The organism is Streptomyces sp. NPDC104307 (assembly GCF_055584045.1).
Genome location: NZ_JBVJMU010000001.1, coordinates 594,123 through 609,121, shown reverse-complemented (window position 1 = coordinate 609,121; position 14,999 = coordinate 594,123). Strand labels below are relative to the sequence as shown.

At 68.7% G+C, this 14,999-nt stretch carries 21 protein-coding genes and 1 pseudogene; 16 read left to right on the top strand and 6 right to left on the bottom strand.

The features are described 5' to 3' along the window. The first annotated feature begins 12 nt into the window (after window positions 1-12). From ACZ601_RS02440 to ACZ601_RS02430, 3 genes are all read left to right on the top strand, one after another. Window positions 13-627: an ABC transporter ATP-binding protein gene (locus ACZ601_RS02440; RefSeq protein ID WP_469532178.1), complete on the top strand. Its 615-nt coding sequence runs from the start codon at window positions 13-15 to the stop codon at window positions 625-627. Then, window positions 624-1,499 carry an ABC transporter permease gene (locus tag ACZ601_RS02435; RefSeq protein WP_469532176.1) on the top strand — a complete coding sequence of 292 codons (876 nt, stop codon included), beginning with the start codon at window positions 624-626 and terminating at the stop codon, window positions 1,497-1,499. The genes ACZ601_RS02440 and ACZ601_RS02435 overlap by 4 nt, the downstream gene beginning before the upstream one ends. A gap of 183 nt (window positions 1,500-1,682) precedes the next feature. Continuing rightward, complete coding sequence (locus ACZ601_RS02430) at window positions 1,683-2,246, top strand: hypothetical protein (protein ID WP_469532174.1); 564 nt, start codon at window positions 1,683-1,685, stop codon at window positions 2,244-2,246. A 130-nt stretch (window positions 2,247-2,376) separates the two neighbouring features. Here the strand turns inward: ACZ601_RS02430 and ACZ601_RS02425 are convergent, their stop codons facing one another. Then, on the bottom strand, window positions 2,377-2,646 hold the full coding sequence (locus ACZ601_RS02425; protein ID WP_440575831.1) for a hypothetical protein: 270 nt from the start codon (window positions 2,644-2,646) through the stop codon (window positions 2,377-2,379). A 267-nt stretch (window positions 2,647-2,913) separates the two neighbouring features. On the opposite strand from ACZ601_RS02425, the gene ACZ601_RS02420 reads away from it, so the two are divergent. After that, window positions 2,914-3,708: an SDR family NAD(P)-dependent oxidoreductase gene (locus tag ACZ601_RS02420; protein ID WP_469532172.1), complete on the top strand. Its 795-nt coding sequence runs from the start codon at window positions 2,914-2,916 to the stop codon at window positions 3,706-3,708. Window positions 3,709-3,756: 48 nt separating this feature from the next. On the opposite strand, the gene ACZ601_RS02415 is transcribed toward ACZ601_RS02420, so the two are convergent. After that, window positions 3,757-4,887, bottom strand: a complete 1,131-nt coding sequence (locus ACZ601_RS02415; protein WP_469533792.1) for a glutathione-independent formaldehyde dehydrogenase — start codon at window positions 4,885-4,887, stop codon at window positions 3,757-3,759. 275 nt (window positions 4,888-5,162) lie between these two features. On the opposite strand from ACZ601_RS02415, the gene ACZ601_RS02410 reads away from it, so the two are divergent. From ACZ601_RS02410 to ACZ601_RS02355, 12 genes are all read left to right on the top strand, one after another. Then, window positions 5,163-5,924, top strand: a complete 762-nt coding sequence (locus ACZ601_RS02410; protein WP_469532170.1) for a hypothetical protein — start codon at window positions 5,163-5,165, stop codon at window positions 5,922-5,924. A 219-nt stretch (window positions 5,925-6,143) separates the two neighbouring features. After that, a complete protein-coding gene (locus tag ACZ601_RS02405) occupies window positions 6,144-6,467 on the top strand; it encodes a gas vesicle protein GvpO (RefSeq protein ID WP_440575828.1) in 324 nt (107 codons plus the stop codon). A gap of 33 nt (window positions 6,468-6,500) precedes the next feature. Continuing rightward, window positions 6,501-6,956, top strand: coding sequence for a gas vesicle structural protein GvpA (locus ACZ601_RS02400; protein WP_440575827.1), 456 nt, complete (start codon window positions 6,501-6,503; stop codon window positions 6,954-6,956). Next, window positions 6,953-7,714, top strand: coding sequence for a GvpL/GvpF family gas vesicle protein (locus ACZ601_RS02395; protein WP_469532167.1), 762 nt, complete (start codon window positions 6,953-6,955; stop codon window positions 7,712-7,714). Before ACZ601_RS02400 ends, ACZ601_RS02395 begins: the two co-directional genes overlap by 4 nt. 1 nt (window position 7,715) lies before the next feature. Beyond that, window positions 7,716-7,970, top strand: coding sequence for a gas vesicle protein GvpG (locus tag ACZ601_RS02390; RefSeq protein WP_440575825.1), 255 nt, complete (start codon window positions 7,716-7,718; stop codon window positions 7,968-7,970). Between the two features lie 7 nt (window positions 7,971-7,977). Then, the gene (locus ACZ601_RS02385) at window positions 7,978-8,832 is read left to right on the top strand and encodes a histone protein (RefSeq protein ID WP_469532165.1); all 855 of its coding nucleotides are present in this window, start codon (window positions 7,978-7,980) and stop codon (window positions 8,830-8,832) included. A 6-nt stretch (window positions 8,833-8,838) separates the two neighbouring features. Further along, window positions 8,839-9,939 (top strand): SRPBCC family protein, encoded by a 1,101-nt coding sequence (locus tag ACZ601_RS02380; RefSeq protein ID WP_469532164.1) that lies wholly within the window; start codon window positions 8,839-8,841, stop codon window positions 9,937-9,939. After that, entirely contained in the window at window positions 9,932-10,303 is a 372-nt protein-coding gene (locus tag ACZ601_RS02375) for a gas vesicle protein (RefSeq protein ID WP_440575822.1), read from the top strand. The genes ACZ601_RS02380 and ACZ601_RS02375 overlap by 8 nt, the downstream gene beginning before the upstream one ends. Beyond that, a complete protein-coding gene (locus tag ACZ601_RS02370; RefSeq protein ID WP_469532162.1) occupies window positions 10,300-11,115 on the top strand; it encodes a GvpL/GvpF family gas vesicle protein in 816 nt (271 codons plus the stop codon). The genes ACZ601_RS02375 and ACZ601_RS02370 overlap by 4 nt, the downstream gene beginning before the upstream one ends. A gap of 4 nt (window positions 11,116-11,119) precedes the next feature. Then, complete coding sequence (locus ACZ601_RS02365) at window positions 11,120-11,347, top strand: gas vesicle protein (RefSeq protein ID WP_469532160.1); 228 nt, start codon at window positions 11,120-11,122, stop codon at window positions 11,345-11,347. Beyond that, window positions 11,344-11,622 carry a gas vesicle protein K gene (locus tag ACZ601_RS02360; protein ID WP_469532158.1) on the top strand — a complete coding sequence of 93 codons (279 nt, stop codon included), beginning with the start codon at window positions 11,344-11,346 and terminating at the stop codon, window positions 11,620-11,622. The genes ACZ601_RS02365 and ACZ601_RS02360 overlap by 4 nt, the downstream gene beginning before the upstream one ends. 159 nt (window positions 11,623-11,781) lie before the next feature. Next, window positions 11,782-12,246 carry an Asp23/Gls24 family envelope stress response protein gene (locus tag ACZ601_RS02355; protein WP_469532157.1) on the top strand — a complete coding sequence of 155 codons (465 nt, stop codon included), beginning with the start codon at window positions 11,782-11,784 and terminating at the stop codon, window positions 12,244-12,246. Here the strand turns inward: ACZ601_RS02355 and ACZ601_RS02350 are convergent. The 4 genes and pseudogenes from ACZ601_RS02350 to ACZ601_RS02335 form a co-directional block, all read right to left on the bottom strand. Beyond that, complete coding sequence (locus ACZ601_RS02350; protein WP_469532155.1) at window positions 12,240-13,277, bottom strand: iron-containing redox enzyme family protein; 1,038 nt, start codon at window positions 13,275-13,277, stop codon at window positions 12,240-12,242. The two genes, ACZ601_RS02355 and ACZ601_RS02350, sit on opposite strands and share 7 nt — an antisense overlap. Continuing rightward, entirely contained in the window at window positions 13,274-13,516 is a 243-nt protein-coding gene (locus ACZ601_RS02345) for a CDGSH iron-sulfur domain-containing protein (RefSeq protein WP_440575817.1), read from the bottom strand. The genes ACZ601_RS02350 and ACZ601_RS02345 overlap by 4 nt, the downstream gene beginning before the upstream one ends. Continuing rightward, window positions 13,500-14,177 carry a HemK2/MTQ2 family protein methyltransferase gene (locus ACZ601_RS02340; protein WP_440575816.1) on the bottom strand — a complete coding sequence of 226 codons (678 nt, stop codon included), beginning with the start codon at window positions 14,175-14,177 and terminating at the stop codon, window positions 13,500-13,502. Before ACZ601_RS02340 ends, ACZ601_RS02345 begins: the two co-directional genes overlap by 17 nt. 107 nt (window positions 14,178-14,284) lie before the next feature. Continuing rightward, a pseudogene (locus ACZ601_RS02335) lies at window positions 14,285-14,824 on the bottom strand (PP2C family protein-serine/threonine phosphatase); the annotation flags it as partial. Between the last annotated feature and the right edge of the window lie 175 nt (window positions 14,825-14,999).

Genomic DNA, 14,999 nt, shown 5'->3' with positions numbered 1-14,999 from the left:
CGGAGCGACACCATGGACGTCACAGATGTGCACCACTCCTATCGCCGGCACGCCGTTCTCCGGGGCGTCGACCTCCGGCTGCGGCCCGGCACCCTCGCGGGCATCGTCGGGGAGAACGGATCGGGCAAGACCACTCTGCTGAAGATCGTCTCCGGTGAACTCGGGCCGGACCGGGGTTCGGTGCGTCACCGGGGCAGGTTCGGCTACTGCCCGCAGTCCGTGGTCCTGGACGACTCCTTCACCGTCCGCCAGCACCTCGACTTCTTCAAGAGCGCGTTCGGGCTCCCGGACCTGCGGCTGGCCGAGGAGGTGATGGAGGTCCTGGCCTTCACCGAGTACCTCGACCAGCGTGCGGGCCTGCTCAGCGGGGGCTCTCGGCAGAAGCTGAATCTGACCCTCGCGCTCATGCACGATCCGGACGTCCTGCTGCTGGACGAGCCCTACCAGGGTTTCGACTGGGAGACGTATCTGCGCTTCTGGGAGCTGGCGACCAGGCTGCGTGACGCCGGGCGCTCGGTGCTGGTCGTCTCGCACCTGGCGTACGACATCAACCGGCTCGACGTGCTCTGGCGCCTGGAGAACGGGCGCCTGCACTGCCAGGAGCCGCGTGCGGAGGCGGTCGCATGAGGCGGCACTGGTCCCTGTTCAGCACGGCGTCGCGGTACGCGTTGATCGGGCACACCCGCAACCGGTTCGCGATGCTGCTGGTGGTCGTGTACATCCCCGTATGGATCGCCCTCGCCTATGTGACCATCCCCGACCGGCCCGCCCCGTTCCGGCTGCGGGCGACCGGCGAGGTGCTGTCCCCGCCCGGCAACCACCTGACCCAGATCACCGGCGCGCTGAACGCGGTCACGCTGATCGCTGGATTCATGATGTTCGCGGCCACCTTCACCGGAGGCGCCTTCGACCGCCGGCTCGCGATGGCCGGCTACCCCCGGTACCACCTCGTCCTCGCCAAACTCTCCGCGCTCACGCTGGTCTGTGCCGCCATCGCCGGGTACGCCACGGTCGCCGTCGGATTCTCCTGGCCGCCGCGGCAGCCCATCGTGCTCGCCGCCGCGCTGTTCTGCGCGGCACTGACCTACGGTGCGCTCGGCGTGGTCTTCGGATCGGTACTCCGCCGTGAGGTGGAGGGCATGTTCGCCATTCTGATGATCAGCATCCTCGACGTCGCGTTGCAGAACCCCCTCTCCAGCTCCGGGTCCGACAGCGCGGTGGTGCGCTTCCTGCCGACGTACGGAGCTGTGCAGGCCGGCATGTCGGCGGCGTTCTCCGACGCCTCGGCCGTCCAGGGCCTGGTGATCCAGTGCCTCTGGCTCGTCGCTGCCGCCTCGGCCGGGTTCCTGGTCTTCCGCCGGCGGACCGGAAACGCGCTCCCGCCGGAAAGGCGGCCATGGGTCCCCGCTCCCCACGGGCCCGGAGCGGCTGGGGACACCCCCGCGCCACTGCCCTCGGCGGAGCCCGGACCGTCGGCGGAGCACGTACGGCCCACCTGAACGCCCGACCACCGGCAGGGCCGTGGATGTCCCTGTCGCACGGACGCCCGACGCCTCTTTGTGCCACCGTCCGGTGCGCGGAAAGCAGCCGTGACCTGCGGGGCACGGTGATCGTTCTGTAGCCGCCGGGCGCCGACGCGGTGCCCGGACCGACAGATCCTTCCGTGCAAGGAGCACTACTCCATGACTCTTTCGCGTACCGTCCGGCGCACCGTCCTGACCGCCGCTCTGCTGTCCGCCTCCGCGCTGACCGTCTCCTCCAGCGCCGTGGCCGATCCCGCCGCCCGCGCCGCCGCCCCGGCCGCCGCACAGGCGGCCCCGCTGCCGCCCGCGTGTCAGGAGGCGCTGCTCGAAACCCTGGACAAGTTCCCTGTCGTGGACTTCACGGTCCCCGACAAGGCCAAGAACGCCCTGCTGGCTGAAGTGCTGGGGCTGAGCGAGGCCGACCAGGCGGCCTTCACCGAGGCGGGGTGCGCGGCCTGGAACACCTGGGCGACCAACAACGGCCAGGCGGTCGCCTCGGACCTGGACACCCGCTACCGGAACGCCGCCGCGCCCGCCTGCAACAAGTTCGCCAAGGCCTCGATCGGGTCGATCAAGAAGTTTGCCCCGAACGTACCCGCCGCGACCCGTGACCTGGAGGCGCTGGCCAAGAAGGTCTGGAAGAGCGCGATGGAGAAGCTCGCCGCGGAGGCCACCAACGCCGACTGCCGCGCGGCCTACAACGGGGTGAAGGCCGGCTGGTAGCAGACACGGAGCGTGGGTCCGGTCCGCCGAGGCGGACCGGACCCACGCTCCTGCGCCGGGGACGGCATGGCCCGGGGCGGGCCCGAGGCACGGATCCGGACCGTCACGAGGCCGGCGCGGGTCCGGACCGTCACGAGGCCAGCAGTGCTCCGAGCACCATGCCGCCGACCAGGCCCACGGCGCTGACCACGATGGCGATCACCGCAAGCCGCTCGTGCCGGACGGTCTTGGCGACGATGGCCAGGACCAGGGCAACCACGCCGAAGACGATCGGCAGGACGACGAGCGAGATGACTCCCAGCACCATCGCGATGATGCTCAGCACGTTGCCGGTCGCCGCGGGTCGCGGTGCGCCGTGGGGCTGTTGGCCGGTCTGGTGATTGCCGTACTGCGTCGTCATGACCCACTCCTTCGTGATCGGCCTGAGGCCAGGTCCGGTGATGACCGGCTTGAACCTCGGTTGCCCCGAACGCCCTTATGAACACCTCGACTTGAGTCCGCTGGAGGTGACGGCCGGGTGCTTCACCGTCCTGGCTGTGCACTTCTGCGGCCTACGGGAGGCATGGGGCGGCCGTGGCGCCACGGGGGAGGCGCAAGGGGTGAGTGGGGTGACAAATCGACGATTCTCGACTGATTGATCCGGGTTCATCCGGGGAAGGCGACTTCCATGCTCGTCAATCTCTCCGGAAAATCAGCCCTGGTCACCGGCTCCACGCAGGGAATCGGCGCGGCGATCGCCGCCGGTCTCGCGGCGGCGGGCGCCCGGGTCGCGGTCAACGGCCGCAGCGCGGATTCGGTGGCGGCCGCCATCGAGCGGCTGCGCGAGCAGTGCCCGGAGGCGGAGTTCGTCGCCGCGCCGGGCGACATCGCGACCGACGACGGCGCCCGGCAGGTGCGGGAGGCGCTGCCGCACGCCGACATCCTCGTCAACAATCTCGGCATCTTCGGCGCTCAGCCGGCGCTGGAGATCAGCGACGACGACTGGCGTCGCTACTTCGAGGTCAACGTGCTGGCCGCGATCCGCATGACCCGGGCCTATCTGCCGGGGATGAAGGAGAACGGCTGGGGCCGGGTGCAGTACATCGCCAGCGACTCGGCGGTGGTCATCCCGGCGGAGATGATCCACTACGGCGTGTCCAAGACGGCGCTGCTGGCCGTCGCCCGAGGCTTCGCCAAGGACGCCGCGGGCACCGGAGTCACGGTCAACTCCGTCATCGCCGGCCCGACACACACGGGCGGGGTCGAGGACTTCGTCTACGAACTGGTGGACAAGGACCTTCCGTGGGACGAGGCGCAGCGCGAGTTCATGCGCACGCACCGGCCGCAGTCGCTGCTCCAGCGCCTCATCGAGCCAGAGGAGATCGCCCACATGGTGGTCTACCTGGCCTCATCGTTCGCCTCCGCGACCACGGGCGGCGCCCTGCGGGTGGACGGCGGCTACGTGGACTCGATCCTGCCCTGACCCCTGCCGCCCGCCCGAGCCCGGCCCCGGCGCCCCGCGTGGCGGGGGTCAGGGCTTGAGGACGACCTTCGTCCACCCCGCGTCGCGGTCGTCGAAACGGCGGTAGGCGTTCGCGGCCTCGTCCAGCGGCAGTTCGTGCGAGACGATGAACGACGGCTTCGCCCTGTCGTGCTGGATGAGCCGGCCGAGGTAGCGGTTGTACGCCTTCACGTTGGCCTGACCGGTCCCGATCCGTTGTCCCTTGAACCAGAACTGGCCGAAGTCGAAGGGCAGCTTGCCCTCGCGGGTCAGTTCGGTCGGAGCGCCGTCGTCCTGGGGGAGGAACACTCCGACGACTCCAATGGCGCCGGTCGCCTTCACGGACGCGACCAGGTCGTTCATGGTCGCCTCCGGCCTTTCTTCGCCCTGCGGGTCATGGGCCTGGTACCCGACGCATTCGCAGCCCTTGTCGGCCCCACCGTCGGTCAGGTCGAGTATCCGCTCCACGTGATCGCCATCGGAATCATCGACCGCGGTGGCTCCGGCCTGCTCGGCGAGTCGGAGCCGGTCGGCCTGCCGGTCCACGACCAGGACCTGGCTCGCGCCGCGCAGACGCGCGGAGTAGGCCGCCATGAGACCGACGGGCCCGCCCCCGTAGACGACGACGGACTCACCCGGCGAGACACCGGCCAGTTCCGTGGCGTGGTAGCCGGTGGGGAAGATGTCCGCCAGCATCACGTAGTCGTTCTCCTTCTCCGCCGCGTCGTCCGGGAGGACAAGGCAGTTGAAGTCGGCCCAGGGGACCCGCAGGTACTCCGCCTGGCCCCCGGCGTAGGTGCCCATCGCGGCGAAGCCGTAGGCCCCGCCGGGTGTGTCGGAGTCGACCGAGAGACAGAAGCCGGTGAAACCGCGCTCACAGTTGGCGCAGAATCCGCAGCCGACGTTGAACGGCAGGCAGACGCGGTCACCCACCTTCACGCGGTCCACCCCGGCGCCGGCCTCGATCACCTCTCCGAGGTTCTCGTGGCCGAGTATCCGCCCGGTCTCCATGGTGGTCCGCCCCTCGTACATGTGGAGGTCGGACCCGCAGATATTGGTCGAGGTGACCTTGACGAGCACGTCTGTCGGACGTTCGATCCTGGCATCGGGAACATCGGTAACCGCAACATCCCGCGGCCCCTGGTAGACGAGTGCCTTCACAGGGCTCACCGCCTCAACTGATTGGTGTGCACCACCTCGAACCGGTGCCGGCCCGAGGGCGAGCGAAACAGCGTCGTCCATCCAGCATGCGCACAAGCCGGGGGATATGCAGAACGGGCCCCGCCTCGGTCCGGACCGAGCCGGCAACCCGGAGCCGGCTCCGCCGCACCCCGTGTGAACTGCGGTTTTCTGGGAAACGGCTAGAGGTAAGGACTCGCAGCCGGAGCCGAATCAGGAGAACCCTCGTGGGGTACAAGGACAATGGTGCGCAGCACATGAGGGACGACCTCGAAGCTGCCATAGGTCACTACATGGTGGCTGTCGCCGGAAAGCTTCTCGACGAAGGCCTTCCGGTTTCCTCCATTTCCTCGTACGGGGTCTATGACGACCCCAGCCAGGACGCGTTCGGTGCTGACGTGGAAGGAAGCGTGGAGTTCACTCCTTCCTTCCGGCGAAAGGTGTTCGGTGCGGGCCGGGACGCGGGGCTTCTTTGGTGCGGCGTCTCTGGCTGGTGCTTCTTCCGCATGCCTGAGGGATCCGGTGTGACGCTGATGGAGTCGGCCCGATGGATGGGGGGCGGGCTGACGCCGGACCCAGGCCGAGTGGCCGCGTTCCTCTCCGAGGTCCAGCTGGACCCCGAATTCTCGGGTAGCGACGAACGACCCTTCTATCGGGCTCCGCACGGGGACCCGAGACCGCTTCTCCAGCGGCTCGCCGTATTCGACGCCGACAGCGGGGGTACGGAATCATCCTCCTACGACAGCCGGTTCGAGTCCTTGCGGATCGATGCCTGTCAGAGGCGGGTGGTGAGGGCCCTGACCGCCGAGAAGCAAGAGGTCGTCGAAGTTGCTTTGCGCAGCGGCGAGTTGCAGGCGCTGCTGGGATTTCTGGAGTACGTCGAGGGGGCGGCGCCGCAGGACGACGCACGCGAGATGGCGCGCAGACTCCGCTCGGACCTGTCCTTGAGGGCGCGGGACGGGCGGGAGAGCCTTGACGAGCATCGCGAGGCGCTCACGTTCGCGGAAGAACAACGTTAGCTGTCAGTGCCATGTGAATGATCGGTCATGCTGCCAAGCAGCACCGGCGCGCCCAGTTTCCGTGCGGCGTTCGCCGCCCGCGCGAAACCGAGGAATTTCCCCGCCGCCCTGCCCCCTGTACACCGCTGGAGACCCCGGCAGACGTTCCGGCCGTCGTACCACGCACTCCGATGGAACCGCTCAAGATGCGCGGTAGACGGGAGTGGCGAGACTGGCCTTATGGCAGAACAACGTCGCACGAACGCCGGGAGCTCGAAGACGGCGACCGCTTCCCGCGCCCGACGACCGGCGCGAGGCCCGGAGTACGCGGCTCGTGCTGCCGGTAAGAGCCTGGAGGGGTTGATCGGTCATCCCGCGGAGGGGGTCTCCGCCGTGCGCCGCGAGGACGACGGCTGGTGCGTGGTGGTGGACGTTCTCGAAGTGCCACGGATCCCCGACACCACAAGCCTCCTCGCCTCCTACGAGGTGCAGCTGGACCGGGACGGCGAACTCCTGCAATACCGCAGGGTCCGCCGCTACCGACGCGGTGCAGCCGACGAGTGACCCGCGCTTTGCTCCCTGTTGGAAGGACTTTCCATGACCGCGACCACCTACACGGACGAGGTAGTGGCCTGCCCGCCCCGCGCCGGAACGTTGTACGACGTACTGGAGCTCATTCTTGACCGTGGCATGGTCATCGACGTGTTCATTCGGGTGTCGCTGGTCGGCATTGAGATCCTGAAGATCGACGCGCGCATCGTTGTCGCGAGCGTGGATACGTACCTGCGCTTCGCGGAGGCGTGCAACCGGCTCGACCTTGAGCGCGATTCCGGCAGCACCACCATTCCCGAGCTTCTGGGCGGCGGTGTGGCCAAGTCGGTGGGGAAGCGCAAGGCGCGAAACGCGGTGGAGACCGTGGGCAACACCGTACGCAAAGCGGTGGGCGGCGACGACGACTCGTCCGAGGAAGAGGACGAGCCGCAGGCGCGTCCGAAGAAGCGACGTGCGCCTGCCCGCAGCAGTGAGAGCCGACGACGGCGCGCGGAGGCATGAGCGTGAGCGCGTCAACCGAGGGTGTTTACGTCTACGCGGTCCTGCACGCCTCAAGAGCGCTGCCGAAGGACGCGGTCGGCGTCGGATCGCCACCGGCTGCCCTCAGGGTCGTCAGTCAGGGCCTGCTTGGAGCGGTCGTCAGCGACGCGCCGCCGCGACTGCGCGCCCGTCGACGCGATCTGCTGGCACACCAGGACCTTCTGATGCGACTGGCCGACGATGGGCCGGTGCTTCCTATGCGGTTCGGCATGGTCGCGGCGGACGAGCAGTCGGTCCTCGCGCAACTGACCGCTCAGGAGGCCGCATACGCCGCCACCCTGGAGCGGCTCGCGGGCCGCGTCGAGATCAACGTGAAGGTCCTTCCCGCGCAGAACGCGCTGGAAGCACTCGTCGCCGAGGACACGCGTGTGCGGCAGTTCCGTGCGGCTGCTCGGAGAAACCCGGGTTACGAGGCCAGCCTCCGGCTGGGCGAGGCCATCGCCGGCGCTCTCACCAGGCGCGCAACCGCCGCGGGGCAGCGGATCCTGCGCGAGCTCGCACCTGCTGCTCGGGCGTCCGTCCCGGGACCGGAGGTCCAGGGATGCGTGCTGAACGAGTCCTTCCTCGTCGACCGCTCCGAGAGCGAGGCCTTCCTCTCGCGGGCCCAGAGCCTCGGGGCGGCCTTTCGGGAGCATGCGGAGATCAGGCCCGTCGGCCCGCTTCCCTGCTACAGCTTCGTTTCGGCGGAGGCCCGACCCGCGCTCGTGGGCGGCAGCTGACATGGGGCTGATCACCGGTTTGCTCACGCTCCCGATCGCGCCGGTGCGCGGCGTGGTCTGGGTGGCCGAGAAGCTCAATGATGCTGCCGAGCGCGAGCTGCACGACCCTGCCGTGCTGCGTACGCAGTTGGCGGTACTGAACCAGGAACTTGAATCCGGAGACATCAATCTGGAGGAGTTCGAACGCGAAGAGGAACGCCTGCTTGACCGCCTGCACGCCGTACGGGTCGGCCCGGCACAGAGTGATCGAAGGTGACGAGCTCATGGAAGATCAGACGAAGTTGACCCTCGCGGTCGCGGTAGTCGGCGGCTATGTGCTGGGCCGGACCAAAAAGGGACGAGTGGCTCTCAGCGTCGCGACCTATCTCGCCGGCCGGCGTTTCGGTATGGAACCCCGCCAACTCGCCGCAGAGGGCATGCGCCGACTCGGCGAGGTCCCCCAGGTCGCTGAACTTCAGGAACAGCTCAGGGGCGAGGTTCTCGACGCGGGCCGCAAGGCCGTGACCGCCGCCGCCAACCGGAGCATGAGCACGTTGGCCGGCTCGATCAGCGAGCGCACGGCTCGTCTCCTTGAACCCCCGAGCGACGAGGACGAGGACGAGGACGAGGCGTACGCGGACCAGGACGAGGAGTACGAGGACGAAGAGTACGAGGAGGAACCGGAGGAGGGCGACGACGAGGGTGAGCAGCCAGTAGAGGACGAAGACGAAGAAGAGGACGAAGAAGAGTACGAGGACGAGGACGAGGAAGAACCCGAGGAGGAGCCGGAGGAGCAGCCGAGAAGGCGCCCTCGGACCGACAAGCCCTCGGCGAAGCGGACCGCTCCGGCCAAGAAGGCGGCACCGGCGAAGAAGGCCGCAGCCAAGAAGGCCGCCCCGGCCAAGAAGGCGGCAGCCAAGAAGTCCGGCTCCGCGAAGAAGGCCGCTGCCAAGAAGACCGCTCCGGCGAAGAAGGCGGCCCCGGCCAAGAAGGCGGCGGCCAAGAAGTCCGGCGGCTCCGCGAAGAAGGCCGCTGCCAAAAAGACCGCCCCGGCGAAGAAGGCGGCGGCCAAGAAGACGGCAGCGGGCAAGTCATCGTCGAAGCGGGCCGCATCCAAGCGCACCAGCGGTCGGAGGTAGCGGGTCATGGCCAGGACGGAAAAGGCAGAGCCTGATTCGGAAGAGACCGAAGAGGCAGAAGAGACCGAAGAGTCCGGAATGGACAAACTCCGCGGCGAGCTGTCCAGCTTCCTCAGCACGCAGGTGGAGAAGCTTGCGGAGAAGGCGGGGGACAAGCTGACCGATGTCACCGGCCAGTTGACAGATGTAGCCGAGAACGGCGGCTCTTTGCCGGCCATCGGTTCCCGCATCCTCCAGGGCGATTCCCCGGTGAAGGCGTTCGTCTCGGAGAAGGCCAAGGGCGTCAAGGACAACGTCGTGGACAAGGCCAAGGAGACCTTCGGTGGTGGCGGCAAGGGCAAGCGCAAGGCGAGCGGCGGAAAGACCATGAACATCATCGAGGTCCTCGATGTGGGAGTGCCGCTGCGCACCGCGTACGACCACTGGACCCAGTACGACCAGTTCAGCAGCTTCGCCAAGGGCGTGCAGGACGTCTCGATGGACGAGGAGATGACGAGCGACTGGAAGGTCAAGGTGGGGCCCTCCTCGCGGAGCTTCAAGGCAACGGTTCAGGAGCAGGTCCCTGACGATCGCATCGTCTGGACATCCGAGGGCGCAAAGGGAACGACACGGGGCGTGGTGAGCTTCCACGAACTGGCACCGTCCCTCACACGCATCGTTCTGGTCATTGAGTACTACCCGTCCGGCTTCTTCGAGAAGACGGGAAACCTCTGGCGTGTGCAAGGACGCCGGATCCGGCTCGACTTCAAGCACTTCCAGAAGTACGTCACACTCACGGACGAGGAGCCGGACGGGTGGCGGGGTGAGATCCGCGACGGAGAAGTAGTCAAATCTCACGAAGACGCCATGGAAGAGGAAGAGGCGGAGAACGAGGAAGACCCGGAGGGGGAGGAGTACGAAGACGAGGACGAGGACGAGTGGGATGAAGAGGACGAGGACGAGGACCCACTGACCGACGAGGACGACGAGGAAGAGGAAGAAGAGCCGGAGGAAGAAGAAGAGGAAGAGGAGCCCGAGGAAGAAGAAGAGGAAGAAGAGGAAGAGGCACCGCGCAGAAGGCGGACCGGGTCCGCGAAGCAGCGATCACGGAGAGCACGAAGTGACTGATCTCGACTTCCGACAGGACGCTTCCTATCCCGTAGCCGGACCGCAGAACACGAACCTGGCGGACATCCTGGAGCGCGTTCTCGACAAGGGCATCGTGATCGCCGGGGACATCAAGATCGACCTTCTCGACATCGAACTGCTCACCATCCGCCTGCGGCTCTTCGTGGCGTCCGTGGACACGGCGAAGAAGGCCGGGATCGACTGGTGGGAGACCGACCCCGCGCTCAGCTCCCACGCGGCGAGGGACGCCCTGAAGGATGAGAACCGCGAGCTGCGGGCGCGGCTTGAGGCACTCGAATCGCGCACCGAAGAGACATCGCCGGACCCGCGACGAGCCACGGAGAGGAAGAACAGGGGCTCATGACGGAGTGCAGCACAGGGACATCGGAGACGAACGCCACCTACGTGTTCGCGGTCTGCCACACGGAGGGGAACCCCGACGTGGACGGTCTCGCCGGGGTCTCGCGCGACGGACCGGTGCGCTGCCTCCGCACCGGCTCGCTCACAGCGATCGTGCAGACCGTTCGAGGGGCTGACTTCACGGACGAGGCCTGGCAGAACCGGCTGAGCGACGAGGCCGAACTCGAACGGTACGCGCGTGCCCACCATGAGGTCGTCTCGTCGGTCGCCGCGCGCTTTCCCACGGTCCCGTTGCCGCTGGCCACGTTGTACAACGGGGACGAGAGGGCCGCACTCGCACTCGCCGGTGAGTCGACACGCTTTCGCAGGGCGCTGACGCGAATCGCGCATCACGCCGAATGGGGAATCAAGGTCTACGCGCCCCTCTCGCGGAGCGCGGGCGACGACCCCGCCGAGGAACGGACGGCTGTGCCGGCGGACGGGACGGGTCCGGCCCCCGGAGCGGGCAGGGCGTACCTGGAGCGCAAGCGCAACCTGCAGTCGCGGCGTGAGCGGCGACAGGTGGACTCCTTGCGGATCGCGGATGCCGTGGACGCGGACGTGAGCCGCCTCGCCACGGAATCCCGTCGCCTGCGGCCACACGGCGATGGAGCCCGTGACGACCATCGCGTGCAGGTTCTGAACGCCACCTATCTGGTCGAGGGGAGCCGGGCGGCAGAGCTGGACCTGCTGGTGGCCGGCCTGCGAGAACGCACCGGTGCGCACATCGAGGTCTCGGGGCCCTGGGTGCCCTACTCCTTCGTGGGAGAGGTGTAAGTCCGTGACGCGTGAAGCAGTTCCGTGGGACACCCCCGGCGGCTTGAGCGGTCCGATCGGCGTGCCACTGGTCGATCTGCTGGACCGTGTCCTGGGGACCGGGGTGGTCGTGAGCGGTGACCTGGTCATCGCGATCGCCGACGTACCCCTCGTACGGGTCTCACTCCATGCGCTGCTGTCGTCGGTCAACGAGCGTGTTCCAGCCCCCTGGGCCGACAGCGGGCCGCTGTGACGAGCTCACGGGTGGACCTGGATTCCGAGAAGTTGGGGCGCGATCTGGTCACGCTGGTCCTCACGGTGGTCGAACTGCTGAGGCAGCTGATGGAGCGGCAGGCCCTGCGGCGCATCGACGAAGGTGACCTGACCGACGAACAGACCGATGAGATCGGCACGACCCTGATGATGCTCGACCAGCGCATGACAGAGCTCTGCGAGCAGCACGGCGTACGGCCGGAAGACCTCAACCTCGACCTCGGACCCCTGGGCTCCCTCCTGCCGCGTGACTGAGAGCGGAGTCCGGGGGAGGCCGAGCCGAATGCGCTGCGCCGCCGGGGCACTCGAATGGCGGACGTGGGGATCTTGGAGCACGGTGGAAGGGGGCACGAGTGGCGGAACCGTCCGCCACATCCGGTTCGCCCCTCTCAGGACTCTCGCTGCGAGGTACTCATGGCGACGAACGGCAGTGAAAACGGAACGGCGCTCGGATCGAACGAATCGTCGAGCGGAACCAAGGGGACGACGGTCATCGCGGACACCGTGGTGTCCACGATCGCGGGAATAGCGGTACGCGAGACCGATGGGGTCCACGCCGTCGGTGGGGGAGCCTCCCGGGCCGTGGGGGCGATGCGGGACAAGGTGTCCCGGTCCAACGACCCCGGCCGCGGAGTGAAGGTCGAGGTGGGCGAGAAGCAGGCAGCCGTCGACGTCGACATCGTGGTCGAGTACGGAACTCTCATCCTGGACACCGCCAAGAAGATCCGCGTCCATGTCACCGATGCGCTGGAGACGATGACCGGACTGGAAGTTGTCGAGATCAACATCAAGGTTCTCGATGTCTACGTGCCGGGGGACGACGACAGCGAGGACGACGAGGAGAAGGGCTCTCCCGGGAAGCCCCGTCGCGTTCAGTGAGGCCGGCGGGTCGCTGTCAACGGGACGCGCAGGGCGGAGTCGCCGCCTCGCCAGGCCGCCAGCAACACCGCACCCAGCCTGTCTTCGAGCAGACCGGTGGCCTGGACGCCGAAGGCCACGTCCGCGTCCAGACCGGGCTCGGCCGCCAGGAGCGGGTCGATCACCTCGTGCCGGACGACCTGCTCATGGACTGCGTCGGCCTCGACGTGCTCGTCGTAGAAGTGTGCCGCCGCCGGCCCCGCACCCGTGCGCCGCATCGCGTTGGCGAGCCGCCGGGACCCGGGCGAGGACGTCACCTCCACCGCGGCGAAGTGCCCCACCAGAGCGCCGCGCAGCGCCCGGTGCAGACCGAACAGCGACATCACGTTGACCGTGCACAGCCCCTGCGCGGGGGCCGCGTCGAGATAGTGACCGTAGGTGTGGTCCAGACCGAGGTCGTCCATCAGGTCCGCGAAGAGCCGGGCGTGGACGTCCTCGGCACGTCCGGCGCCGAACTCGTCGTACTCCACCGCCACCATCGCGGCCTTCGCGCGGCCGTGCAGCCGCGGGATGACCCAGGCGTGCGGGTCGGCTTCCTTGAGGTGGTAGAGGGAGCGCAGCGCCGCGTATTCCCGGACCTGCCAGAGCTGGCCCTCGTCCTGCAGGAAGTTGCTCACGCCGGTGCCGTCGTCAACGGCCGGTTCGGTGAGGACGGTGGCGAGGGCTTCACGCGCGTCGGCCCCGCCCGGCACGTCCGCGCGCAAGGCGCTCAGGAAGCGGTGTTCGAGTGCGCCGCGCAGCCGCAACAGGTCGGGATCCCACTCACGGTCGTCACCAACGGCGTCGAACCCCTGGTAGTGCAGCTCGTAGAGCACGTAGAGCGCGAGCTGGAGATCGTCCCCGTACGGATCGGCCCCGGAGACGGCCTCCGGATCCACCAGGGGGGCGTGCCCGTCCCGCAGGGCCGACAGCACGCCGCGCGAGACAACACCGCGTGGGACGGGCAGCGCCGGGCTGGTGCCACGGGATTCGAGGTAGGGAGAGGTGGTCATGCCGCTCCACCGGCTTCCGGGTCGGTGGCGGCGTCGGTCCCGGTCCGGGCAGGGCGGCCGCGGTGGCTGGTGTCGCACCAGGGGTAGCGGCGGCTGCGACGGCAGGTGCACACCGCCACCATGAAGCGCTCGGAGGTGACGGCCACGCCGTCATCCCCGGTGACGGTCACGGGCCCCTCCACCAGGAGGGGGCCGTTGCGTTCGAGGCGGACACGGCGGGGGTCAGCATTGTCGCGCACGGATAACCACCAGTTCCTCTTTGTCCTGCTCTTCGTCGTCCAGCAGCCCCTGATCGCGCAGCCACGGGAGGCGGGAGCGCAGAACGGGGCCGAGGGGGATGAGTTCGCGGTCGACGACCTCCGCGTCGAGGCGCGCCCGCGCGAGGACATCGACCGTCGTCTGGGCGCCGCACATCTTCGAATGGACCATGAGCAGCGTTCCGCCCGGTCGCAGGACGGCCGCGGCGGTGGCACAGACCTGGTCCACGACGGCCCGGCCGTCCGGGCCGCCGTCCCAGGCACGCGCTCTGCCCCGCAACGGCGGCAGAGCGGCCGGCGAGGGAACGTACGGGGGGTTACTGATCACCATGTCGTACGGTCCCGCGTCGCGGGCCGACAGATCGCGGTACCGGACGGTCACCCGGCTGCGGTGGAGCGCGGCGTTCACTCTGGCGCACAGCACCGCCCTGTGGGAGACATCGACGGCGGTGACCCGGGCGCCCAGTCGGGCGGCGTGCACCGCCAGCGCGCCGCTGCCGGTCCCCAGTTCCAGTACACGTGTGCCGGGGCCGATGTTCTCCCTGGCGAGGGCTCGCATGAGGAGGTGCGTGTCGTGCTGCGGGGTGTAGACGCCCGGCACTGTCAGCATGCGTCGTGGCCTCGTGCGAAGTGGTACGGCCATGGCCGCCTCTCGCCTTCGTAGTGGCGACGACTGATCGCCGCCTGTCCAGAATGGGCTGCGCGCGAGTCGGCCGCCACTTCGGCGGTCACGGCCCGCGCCGGGCCGGGACGCTCTCCCGTGCGAGCGCCGTGCCAGTCGAGGCACATGAAGGTGGCGTCGTCCCTGGGGGCGCCGTGGTAGGCGTCCGTCACCGCGGCGACGAGCGCGCGCACGGCCTCGCGGGGGTGCTCGGCCGCGGTGTCACGGAGAAGGACGGGCAGGTCGACGGCTGCGGCTTCACGCTCCTGCGTGCCGTCGGTGTACAGCAACAAGCGGTCGCCCGGCCGCAGGCCGAGATCCTGTACCTGGTACGGGCCCTGTCCGACGACGCCGAAGGGCAGGTTCACCGCCAGTCGGAGCTCGTCGACCCGGCCGTCGCGCAGCCGCAGCGGCCGGGGGTGGCCGGCGTTCACGATCTGTGCGCCGGAACCGCCCAGGGCGACGCGCAGGAGCTGGCCGGTGGCGAAGGTGCGTCTGCCGTGGTCGAGGAGGGCCTGGTGGGTCTGGCGGGCTTGTTCGGCGAGGTCCGCCCCGGCGCGACGGGCGCCGCGCGACGCGTTGACCAGGAGCGTCGCCATGAGCGAGGCGTCGACGCAGCCGCCGGCCGCCGCCGCGCCCAGTACCTCAGCCAGTTCCATTCGATCACGCGTCACTGTGGCCTCCCTGGGTTCGGGGCACTCCTGCCCACCGAAACGCGAGGCATGACCGCGGTGGCGTATGCGCGGGCCCGCACGGCGGCGGGTGCTCTCCCGAGTCACCGCCCGGGAGAGCACCCGCCGTCTA

What these genes read in the sequence shown, in the direction of transcription:
- ACZ601_RS02440 (WP_469532178.1), top strand. Translation starts at nt 13, where the DNA reads ATGGACGTCACAGATGTGCACCACTCCTATCGCCGGCACGCCGTTCTC.
- ACZ601_RS02435 (WP_469532176.1), top strand. Translation starts at nt 624, where the DNA reads ATGAGGCGGCACTGGTCCCTGTTCAGCACGGCGTCGCGGTACGCGTTG.
- ACZ601_RS02430 (WP_469532174.1), top strand. Translation starts at nt 1,683, where the DNA reads ATGACTCTTTCGCGTACCGTCCGGCGCACCGTCCTGACCGCCGCTCTG.
- ACZ601_RS02425 (WP_440575831.1), bottom strand. Translation starts at nt 2,646, where the DNA reads ATGACGACGCAGTACGGCAATCACCAGACCGGCCAACAGCCCCACGGC.
- ACZ601_RS02420 (WP_469532172.1), top strand. Translation starts at nt 2,914, where the DNA reads ATGCTCGTCAATCTCTCCGGAAAATCAGCCCTGGTCACCGGCTCCACG.
- ACZ601_RS02410 (WP_469532170.1), top strand. Translation starts at nt 5,163, where the DNA reads ATGAGGGACGACCTCGAAGCTGCCATAGGTCACTACATGGTGGCTGTC.
- ACZ601_RS02405 (WP_440575828.1), top strand. Translation starts at nt 6,144, where the DNA reads ATGGCAGAACAACGTCGCACGAACGCCGGGAGCTCGAAGACGGCGACC.
- ACZ601_RS02400 (WP_440575827.1), top strand. Translation starts at nt 6,501, where the DNA reads ATGACCGCGACCACCTACACGGACGAGGTAGTGGCCTGCCCGCCCCGC.
- ACZ601_RS02395 (WP_469532167.1), top strand. Translation starts at nt 6,953, where the DNA reads ATGAGCGTGAGCGCGTCAACCGAGGGTGTTTACGTCTACGCGGTCCTG.
- ACZ601_RS02390 (WP_440575825.1), top strand. Translation starts at nt 7,716, where the DNA reads ATGGGGCTGATCACCGGTTTGCTCACGCTCCCGATCGCGCCGGTGCGC.
- ACZ601_RS02385 (WP_469532165.1), top strand. Translation starts at nt 7,978, where the DNA reads ATGGAAGATCAGACGAAGTTGACCCTCGCGGTCGCGGTAGTCGGCGGC.
- ACZ601_RS02380 (WP_469532164.1), top strand. Translation starts at nt 8,839, where the DNA reads ATGGCCAGGACGGAAAAGGCAGAGCCTGATTCGGAAGAGACCGAAGAG.
- ACZ601_RS02370 (WP_469532162.1), top strand. Translation starts at nt 10,300, where the DNA reads ATGACGGAGTGCAGCACAGGGACATCGGAGACGAACGCCACCTACGTG.
- ACZ601_RS02355 (WP_469532157.1), top strand. Translation starts at nt 11,782, where the DNA reads ATGGCGACGAACGGCAGTGAAAACGGAACGGCGCTCGGATCGAACGAA.
- ACZ601_RS02350 (WP_469532155.1), bottom strand. Translation starts at nt 13,277, where the DNA reads ATGACCACCTCTCCCTACCTCGAATCCCGTGGCACCAGCCCGGCGCTG.
- ACZ601_RS02340 (WP_440575816.1), bottom strand. Translation starts at nt 14,177, where the DNA reads ATGGCCGTACCACTTCGCACGAGGCCACGACGCATGCTGACAGTGCCG.